Annotated in this window: 7 protein-coding genes and 1 pseudogene; 2 read left to right on the top strand and 6 right to left on the bottom strand. The window is 68.0% G+C overall.

Translation table 11 applies throughout. The annotated features are described in order from the left end of the window. The 4 genes from E0504_RS46510 to E0504_RS46495 all read right to left on the bottom strand — a co-directional run. On the bottom strand, positions 1-600 hold a 600-nt coding region (locus E0504_RS46510), incomplete at its 3' end, for an IS3 family transposase (protein WP_243657948.1). A 44-nt stretch (positions 601-644) separates the two neighbouring features. Next, positions 645-971: a hypothetical protein gene (locus E0504_RS46505; protein WP_071083317.1), complete on the bottom strand. Its 327-nt coding sequence runs from the start codon at positions 969-971 to the stop codon at positions 645-647. A gap of 295 nt (positions 972-1,266) precedes the next feature. Further along, positions 1,267-2,043, bottom strand: a complete 777-nt coding sequence (locus E0504_RS46500; protein WP_131627680.1) for a carboxypeptidase regulatory-like domain-containing protein — start codon at positions 2,041-2,043, stop codon at positions 1,267-1,269. Positions 2,044-2,139: 96 nt separating this feature from the next. Further along, positions 2,140-2,784, bottom strand: a complete 645-nt coding sequence (locus E0504_RS46495; protein WP_131627678.1) for a TetR/AcrR family transcriptional regulator — start codon at positions 2,782-2,784, stop codon at positions 2,140-2,142. A gap of 138 nt (positions 2,785-2,922) precedes the next feature. Here E0504_RS46495 and E0504_RS46490 point away from each other — a divergent pair, with 138 nt between their 5' ends. Then, positions 2,923-5,202, top strand: coding sequence for an MMPL family transporter (locus E0504_RS46490; RefSeq protein ID WP_131627676.1), 2,280 nt, complete (start codon positions 2,923-2,925; stop codon positions 5,200-5,202). A 72-nt stretch (positions 5,203-5,274) separates the two neighbouring features. On the opposite strand, the gene E0504_RS46485 is transcribed toward E0504_RS46490, so the two are convergent. After that, positions 5,275-6,444 carry a 3-hydroxybenzoate 6-monooxygenase gene (locus E0504_RS46485; protein WP_131627675.1) on the bottom strand — a complete coding sequence of 390 codons (1,170 nt, stop codon included), beginning with the start codon at positions 6,442-6,444 and terminating at the stop codon, positions 5,275-5,277. A 211-nt stretch (positions 6,445-6,655) separates the two neighbouring features. Between E0504_RS46485 and E0504_RS46480 the strand changes: the two are divergent. Further along, positions 6,656-6,825 (top strand): annotated as a pseudogene (locus tag E0504_RS46480) (IS110 family transposase); the annotation flags it as partial. Between the two features lie 17 nt (positions 6,826-6,842). Here E0504_RS46480 and E0504_RS46475 read toward each other — a convergent pair. Then, the coding region (locus tag E0504_RS46475; protein WP_131627673.1) for a beta-ketoacyl reductase at positions 6,843-7,930 on the bottom strand (1,088 nt) is incomplete at its 5' end.

Raw genomic sequence — 7,930 nt, 5'->3', positions numbered from 1 at the left:
CGACGACCGGTTGAGTTCGGTTTGCGAACCCGCGTCCGAGTGATGGATCAGCTCACCCGCTACGGGCCTGGTGCCGGTCCGGTCCCGTTGCCACAGTGCCATCTCCAGCGCGGTCAGGACGAGTTCGGCGTGCTTGGTGGTCGCGACGGACCAGCCGACGATGCGGCGGGAGAAGGTGTCCACCACGAACGCGACGTAGACGGTGCCGGCCCAGGCTGCGACGTGGGTGAAGTCAGCGACCCAGGTGCGGTTCGGTGCGTCGGCCACGAAGTCGCGTTCCACCAGGTCCGGAGCCCGCGTCGCGGCCGGATCCGCCAGGGTGGTGACCACTTTCCTGCCACGGACGGCACCGGTGATGCCGAGTTCACGCATGAGGCGTTCGACGGTGCAGCGGGCCACCGGGTGGCCTTGCCGGTGCAGCTCCCGCCAGATCTTCCGCGCCCCGTAGACACGGTAGTTGGCGTCGTAGACCTCGGTGATCAGCGTCGTGAGCTCGGCGTCCCGTACCTGACGGGCGCAGGGCGATGCCTGACGCTGCTTGTAGGCGTAGTAGGTGGAGGGGGCGATGCTGCAGTCGTGCAGGGTCAGCACGCGGCAGATCGGCTCGACACCGCCGAAGCGGTCCCGGTGCTCGTCGACGAACGCTACGAGCGCAGGTGTGGCCGGTCGAGCTCGGCCGCGAAGAAACTCGCCGCGGCCTTGAGGATCTCATTCGCCCGCTTCAGCTCGGCGACCTCCTTCTTCAGGGCCTTGACCTGCGCGGACTCCTCCGTCGTCACCCCGGGCCGGTTCCCGTTGTCGATCTGATCGCGCCGGACCCACTGCCGTACCGTCTCGGCCGTTCCGATGCCGAGCTTGGACGCGACGGCCTTCATCGCGGCCCACTCGGTGGGGTAGTCGGGACGGACCTCGGCGACCATCCGGACCGCACGACGCCGCAGCTCGGCGGGGTAAGGGGAAGGACGTGCCATGACTCGATCCTCTCAGAGAATCAAGCCTCCATCCGACCCGGGGCGGTTCAGACCCCCGCGAGGGCCTCCGCGACCCGGATCGTGCGCCGCTCGAAGGACATCAAGGATCGCGGCAGCATGATGCCGATATAGTAAAATACATCGTCGATTTCAAGGCCGACATCCGTAGATGGATCGACGCCTGGAACAGGCACCCGAAGCCGTTCGTATAGACCAAGACCGCCGGCGGAACCTTGATGCCTTCGTCGCCTATTGCCAGTGACTCAGGGAACTGACAACTCCCCGTCTATCCGTGCTAGACGTCCGGGAGGGTCACATCCATGTCAGACAAGTCCTTGTCCACGAGCACGCGCATCAGATCGGACCGATCAGCGGCCCCTAACACGTAGAGCCCCTGAGGAACTGTCGGGAAGTCGAACTTCCCGCTCTGGTCGGTCCGTACCCGCAGTTCGAGGCCGGAGCCGTCCGTTAGGCTGACGACGGTCTCCGTGGCGGGCCGGCCGCGGGCGTCACGGACCACGCCCCGGCAGGAGAGCAGCCGACGCGTCAGCGTGGCGTCAGCCAGGAGCGGTTCGTTGCCTCCGACGATCACCCGGCGCAGCCAGTGCTCGTATTCGTGATGGATCACCATAAGCGTGTAACCGCCAGGACGCAGCCCTGCGATCTCGAAGCAGCCGTCGCCGGACGTCACGGCGGAGCCGGTCACCAGTCCGCTCTCGTCCATAAACAGCGCGAGGGCCTCCGGCACCGGCATGTACAGCGTGTCCTCAGTGACCTTTCCCCGCACTGTCGCCACCTCACGCAGCAACAGGACGGTCTCGGTGGGGAGCAGCCGGGCCGCCACCTCGATGTTCGTCACTCCGGGGAGGTGCCCGGTGGCACCGACCAGCAGGACGTACGGATCGGCCTCAGGCACCGACAGATTGCACGATCCGTCCGCTCGCGCCTCTCCCTGACCGAGAAGTTGGCCGCCGCGGTCGACGAGCGTCAGTCGCGCCCGGGGCACCGGACGGCCTTCCGTGTTGAACACCCACACCGTGACACCCCCGGCCGCGCGGCGACGCCTGTTCATTGCGTACTCTTCCCCCGCCTCTGGTGATGCCCGGCGTCGGTTGACCCTCCCGCCAGGTCTTCGATCATGAAGCCGACATGGGGCACCCCGCCCGGGTCACTCCGGTGTGAGCCGGTCGAACCGGCCGTTGTCCAAATGGGCGAGCATCCGGTCGAGGTCCTCAATGATGTCGTGGTCTGGCTCCTGGGCCCAGCGCAGCATGGTGTCCAATATGACGCCAAAGATCGCGCCGCTGATGGCCCGGACTGCTGTGTCGTCTTCCGGGCGCTCCATGCGCTCAGAGACCAACGACGTGATCATCCGCAGGGTCTGGGTGACGTTCCCCAGGCTGGCCGCCCAGAGTTCGGGCACGGTTACCATCAGCGCGTCACGGTCACGCTGGGCGCTGAACTCCTCGGGTGAGAGTCCTTCGAGGGTCTCACGAACAGCTTGGCGTAGTGCTCGCAGCACCGGCAGATCGGTCGGCTGGGAGCGCCACGCCTCGATGAAGAACGCTTCCTGCTCGTCGGAGGCGACCAGCTCCTCCTTGGTGGGGAAGTAGCGGAAGACCGTGCTCTGGGACACCTCGGCGGCCTCGGCGATCTGCTCCATCGTGGTCGCTTCGTAACCCTGTTCACGGAAGAGGCGGAGTGCCTCCTGCTGGATCGCGGCGCGGGTCTTGGCCTTCTTCCGCTCTCGCAGACCGATGACCGGCCCGCCGTCTCCCAGTGTCCGCGACCGGTGCTGCTTCGCAACGCCCATCTGGGAGTTCTCCTTGTCCTCGTTCCGGGCCGTCGACCGCGGCCCCTACCACGCGATCGTCCCCGACCTCTTTCAGTTTGCCCAACAGTACAGTACACTACGAATTGACGGTGCACTCGCAAAAGAAGGTTGAGTCTCGTGAAGGCCTTTCTGTATCGGACCGGGCGGGAGTCGTTCCGACGACGTCGGCTCGTCACCCTCGTCTGGGTGGTGCTCCTGGGCGCCCTCGGCGCCGGGGCGGCCACCTTGTCCAAGCCCACTGTCGAGTCCTTCTCCATCCCCGACACGGAGTCTCAGCGGGCCATCGACCTGCTCGGGGAGCGCTTCCCGCAGGCCTCTGGCGACGGCGCAGTCGCCCGGGTGGTGATCGCGGCACCCAAGGGCCAAAAGGTCACCGACCCCGCCAAGCGCAAGGCCGTCGAGGAAGTGGTGGCCAGGCTCGGGGACACGCCCAAGGTGGCCGGTGTCGCGGATCCCTTCGAGGCAGAGGCGATCTCCCCGGACGGGCGGATGGCGCTCGTCCAGGTGGACTACCGCGAGCCACACAGCGAACTCACGGACTCCGACCGGAAAGCACTGTTCGACACAGCCAAACCGGGCGAACAGGTCGGGCTCACTGTCGAGTTCGGCGGTGACGCACCCAAGGGCGCACCCGAGGAAAGCCGCGGCGAACTCATCGGCGTGGCCATCGCGACCATCGTCCTGGTGATCACCTTCGGTTCGCTCGTCGCCGCCGGACTGCCGCTGCTGACCGCCATTCTGGGCGTCGCCGTCAGCCTCTGCGCCGTCCAGGCGAGCAGCCGCTTCATCGAGCTCAACTCCGACACCCCAGCCCTCGCCCTGATGCTCGGTCTGGCGGTGTCCATTGACTATGCGCTGTTCATCAGCTTCCGTTACCGCGAGGAGCTTCTCGGCGGTCGCCAAGCGGAGGACTCCATCGGCCGCGCCGTCTCCACCGCGGGCTCCGCGGTCATCTTCGCCGGTGCAACCGTCGTCATCGCCCTGGTCGGCCTCTCCGTCGTGGGCATCCCGATCCTGACGCAGATCGGTGTCGCCGCGGCCCTCACCGTGACCGTCGCTGTACTCGTTGCGCTGACCCTGCTGCCCGCCTTGCTCGGCTTCGTTGGCATGCGGGTCCTGGGCCGCCGCAACCGCGCCGAACGGCAGGCCGCCGAAACGGAGAACCCCGCCACGCCGACGGCTCCCGAAACCTCCCGGGTGCCGCTCCACGAAGGCGTCGGCAAGCCGACCATGGGACTGCGTTGGGTCCAACTGGTCGCGCGCAAGCCGGTGGTCTTCCTGGCGACGGCCTCCGCGGCGCTCGTCGTACTCGCCCTGCCCGCCGCCGACATCCGGCTCGGCCTGCCGGACGACGGCACCGAGCCCACCAGTACCACCCAACGCAAGGCCTACGACCTGGTGACCGAGGGCTTCGGCCCCGGCCACAACGGCCCGTTGACCATCGTGGTGGACGCCAAGGACGGCGGTGGCCCCGAGGCCGCCGCGGAGCGGGTGGGCCAGAGCATTTCCTCCCTGCCCGACGTCGACGCCGTCTCCCCACCGCTGGTCAACGAGGCCGGCGACACCGCGGTTATGACGGTGACCCCGAAAAGCGCCCCGGCCAGCGCCGCCACCGAGGACCTGGTGGGTGACATCCGCGACCGCGCGGAGGAGATACGCCGCGACACCGGCTCCGCCATCGCCGTCACCGGCACGACTGCACTCAACATTGACATCTCCCAGCGCATCGCCGACACCCTGCTGCCGTACCTGGCGGTGGTCGTCGGACTCGCCTTCTTGTTGCTCATGGTGATGTTCCGTTCGATCCTGGTGCCGCTGAAGGCGGCCTTGGGCTTCCTACTCAGCCTTGCCGCCACCTTCGGAGTGATGGTCGCGGTCTTCCAGTGGGGCTGGGCCGTCGACGTCCTGGGCGTCTCGGCGCCCGGCCTGATCGTCAACCTGCTACCAGTGATCATCATTGGTCTGGTGTTCGGCCTCGCCATGGACTACGAGGTGTTCCTGGTCAGCCGGATGCGGGAGGCCTATGTGCGGGACGGCCGACCCCGCGAGGCGGTCGTGACGGGCTTCGCCCGGAGCGCCCGCGTGGTCACCAGCGCCGTACTGATCATGATCAGCGTCTTCAGTGGCTTCGTCCTGTCGGAGTCGACGATGCTGCAGGCATTCGGCTTGTCGCTGGCCGCAGCCGTGTTCCTCGACGCACTCGTCGTCCGGATGACCATCGTGCCCGCGCTCATGGTGCTCCTCGGCCACACCGCCTGGTGGCTGCCGGGCCCGCTCGCGCGCGTGCTACCGCACGTCGACATCGAGGGCGACCCCGAGGAGGACATCAAGCTCGACGCCCGGCAGGCCGCACCGGACACGGACGCGCAGAAGGCGAGCGATGCCGGGCTGCGTTGACACCCGCATGACGGTCCGAGATGCCTGTCCTTGCGGGGCGGGCATCCCGGACCGTCGTCCGGCGCGCCGGGTTCAGGGCGTCGCGTCATGCAGCCAGGCGACCTTCTCGTAGAGTTCGGCTGCTGACAGAGCGCCGATCTGGGCGTTGCGCTCTTTGGCTGCCACACCCGCCGGGTGGTACACATTTCTGCCCATCGCTCGCGCCACCTGCTGTGCCCTGGCGGTACGGGGAGCGCGGGCACGGTTGTAGTCTGTGAAGCGCTGCGGCAGGTGCTCCGCGCCGCAGTCCAGGACCAAGCCCAGATGCGTCGCGTCCTCCAGTGCCATACAAGCGCCCTGCGCCGCGTACTGAAGCATCGGATGGGCGGCATCGCCCGCCAGGACGACCCGGCCGTCCGTCCAGCTGGACACCGGGTCGCGATCGCACAGTACCCAGCACTTCCACTGCTCCCCGAGGCGCAGCAGCCGCCCGGCTCTCGATCCGATGTCGGGGAACTGGGCCAGCACATGGTCGGTCGGGGTCGGCCAGCCGGTCACGGCCTCACGTGCCCCGTCGTCCTTGATGGCAGCGAGGTTCAATTCGCGCCCCCCGCTGATCGGGTAGTGGACGAAGTGCCAGCCGGGCCCGGCCCACAACGTCACGGAGTTGGACCGCAGTCGCTCCGGCACCCGGTCCATCGGGATGACCGAGCGGTAGATGGTGTGACCGGAGACCAGCGGCTCGCCGTCACCGACCATCTGGGCGCGGACCGCCGAGCGGATGCCATCCGCACCGATCAGGGCGTCGCCATCCACCCGGTCCCCGCCCGTCAGTACGACAGTGACGCGCTCGGTGCCCTGCTCGTAGCCGGTCACGGTGGCGCCGGTGCGCAACTCGACCTGCGGCGTGCGCCGGCAGGCGTCGAGCAGCGGCTGGTAGAGATCCGTACGGTGCACCACGGCGTACGGGTTGCCGAAGCGCTCCCGATACGCCGCGCCGAGCGGCATGGCGTTGACCACTTCGTCAGTCGTGCCGTCCATCAGGCGCAGTTCCTGGATGAACACCGCCTGCTTCCGCACCTGCTCGCCGACGCCGAGCCGGTCGAGAGCGTGGAAGGCGTTGGGCGCCAGCTGGATGCCAGCCCCCAACTCCGTAAACTCGTCACGTCGTTCGAGCACTGTGACCCGATGTCGTCGGCCGGCGGCGGCCAGTGCGACAGCCAGACCGCCGATACCCCCTCCGGCGACGAGCAGCTCCGCCATGGCGCATCCCCCATGCATGTAAGGCGGTCCGGAAGGACCGGGTGTGACTGATTGGTGGGTTGCCCCTTGAGTGCGCAAAAGGAATGACTGCCCGGTCTGCCGGGACACTCCGACCACTGGTTGAGAACGGCGGTCATGGTTGTCAGGGAACTGTCGGCGGGGCGTTCTAGCAGGCATTGGAAGGTCTGGTCCCGGTGGAACGGAGCTGAGGATGAACCGGCCCCGTCCCACGCGGGACTACTACCTCGGGGAACGGCCCGAAGGCCTGTTGCGCACCCAGGCACTGCTCGCATTCGCACGCCGCGGAGTCGATGTGCTGTGGGCAATGCTGCGGGACACGAGACTGTTCACCCAGCCCCGCCGGTCACGCAGACGGCTTGACATCGTCGTCGTCCCTTCTAGTCGTCTCCGAATTCCCTGTCGAGCAGCTCGAAGATCTCGTCGTCCGTGACGGCGCCCAGGTCCTCTCCGGTGACCTTCGGGTCCATGCCAGTGCCGCCCGTCATCAGCTCCTGCCACCGCCACTGCAACGTCTCCAGCCGCCCGGTGATCTCCTCCCGTAGGGCGTCATCGTCCGGAACGGACTCCAGTGCCTGTTCGAGCTCCCGCAACGGCGTGAGAACCCCGGCAGACGGGTCGCTGTCCGCGCCGCCGGCCAGCCGCCCCAACAGTTGTGCGACGAGTTCGGCCGGGGTCGGGAAGTCGTAGATCAACGTGGCGGGGAGATCCAGCCCAGTGGCCGTGGCCAGTCGGACCTTCAGCTCGACCCCCATCAAGGAGTCGAAGCCGATCTTCAAGAAGGGCAGCTCCGCCTCCAGCTCCCTGGATCCCGTGTCGCCCAGCACGGCGGCGACCTCGGTACTCAGCGCCTCCAAGAGAACGGAGGCGCGCTGCGCCGACGGCACCGAGGCGACCCGCGCGGCGAGTGGGGCCAGCGGGGCCGCCGCTGCGGGCTGGGCCGTCCCGGTGGCCCCGTCGGCGTCGGCCGTGAACTCGAGCCGGCTGAGCAGCGTGCGGGGACGTGCCGCGTTGAACGCGTCCGCGAAGCGGGTCCAGTCCATGTCGGACACCGTCACGCAGGTCTCATCACGATCGACCGCCGACTGCAGCGCGGCCATCGCCCGACCCGGCGCCATGGTGCGCATCCCGCTGCGATTCAGCCAGGCCACGTATTTGTCGTCCCCGGCCATGCCGCTTCCGGCCCAGGCACCCCAGGCGATCGACGTCGCCGGAAACCCCTCGGCACGACGGTGCTCTGCCAACGCGTCCAGGTAGGCGTTGGCCGCAGCGTACCCGGCCTGGCCCGCGCTCCCCCAGACACCGGAACTGGAGGAAAACATGAGGAACACCTCGGGCGGCGTGTCCCGGAGCAACTCGTGCAAATTCCACGCACCGGCCGCCTTGGCCCCCAGCAGCGTCGAGAGTTCATCCAGCTCCAGCTCCACCAGCGGCTTCGGTTCCCCTGCGATGCCGGCGGTGTGGATGA

It is taken from the genome of Parafrankia sp. BMG5.11 (genome assembly GCF_004337455.1).
The sequence above is the reverse complement of the archived record's forward strand: the minus strand, read 5'-3'. Positions and strand labels throughout refer to the sequence as shown.

What these genes read in the sequence shown, in the direction of transcription:
- E0504_RS46505 (WP_071083317.1), bottom strand. Translation starts at nt 971, where the DNA reads ATGGCACGTCCTTCCCCTTACCCCGCCGAGCTGCGGCGTCGTGCGGTC.
- E0504_RS46500 (WP_131627680.1), bottom strand. Translation starts at nt 2,043, where the DNA reads ATGAACAGGCGTCGCCGCGCGGCCGGGGGTGTCACGGTGTGGGTGTTC.
- E0504_RS46495 (WP_131627678.1), bottom strand. Translation starts at nt 2,784, where the DNA reads ATGGGCGTTGCGAAGCAGCACCGGTCGCGGACACTGGGAGACGGCGGG.
- E0504_RS46485 (WP_131627675.1), bottom strand. Translation starts at nt 6,444, where the DNA reads ATGGCGGAGCTGCTCGTCGCCGGAGGGGGTATCGGCGGTCTGGCTGTC.